The sequence below is a fragment of the Pseudomonas sp. 50_B genome (genome assembly GCF_017491625.1).
Taxonomy (GTDB): domain Bacteria; phylum Pseudomonadota; class Gammaproteobacteria; order Pseudomonadales; family Pseudomonadaceae; genus Aquipseudomonas; species Aquipseudomonas danubii.
In genome coordinates this window covers 1-469 of the sequence record NZ_JAFGYX010000129.1, presented here as the reverse complement: position 1 = coordinate 469, position 469 = coordinate 1, and the positions used below count along the sequence as shown (strand labels likewise).

The window sequence follows — 469 nt, the reverse complement described above, 5'->3', positions numbered from 1 at the left end:
GACGCGCACATTGTGCCCGAGCTGCGTGTCGGTTTTCGATCGGCCGATCGGCGAACGCGGTCTGTCGCACGTCGCCTCGCGCACCACCAAGCGTCGACGACAGTCGCGCCGCACGCCCGGCGGCAGTAGCCACCGCCGCCGCCTTCGCCTTCGCCCCGCCGCCTTCGCCGGAAAAGCGAGCGACGCCGCCCGTCAAAAAACTAAAAGCCGCCACGGCGAACCACCGCGATGGCTTCATGAACGCCGCACCGCGCGAGCCGCGCGGCGGGCGCCGCTCGGCGCTTACTCGCCGAGGTACGCGGCGCGCACCTTCGGATCGTCGAGCATCTGCTTCGCGTCGCCGTCCATCGTGACCGTGCCCGAATCCATCACGTAGCCGCGGTCGGCCGCCTGCAGCGCGAGGCGTGCGTTCTGCTCGACGAGCAGCACCGTGATCCCCTCCTTCGAGATCTCGCGCACCACTTCGAAA

Annotated in this window: 1 protein-coding gene and 1 pseudogene; both read right to left on the bottom strand. The window is 69.5% G+C overall.

Annotated elements, in window-relative coordinates:
* Positions 1 to 238: hypothetical protein (locus tag J5M73_RS31260; protein ID WP_207816933.1), on the bottom strand; the 238-nt coding region annotated here is incomplete at its 3' end.
* A gap of 44 nt (positions 239 to 282) precedes the next feature.
* Positions 283 to 469: pseudogene (locus J5M73_RS31255) on the bottom strand (ABC transporter ATP-binding protein); the annotation flags it as partial.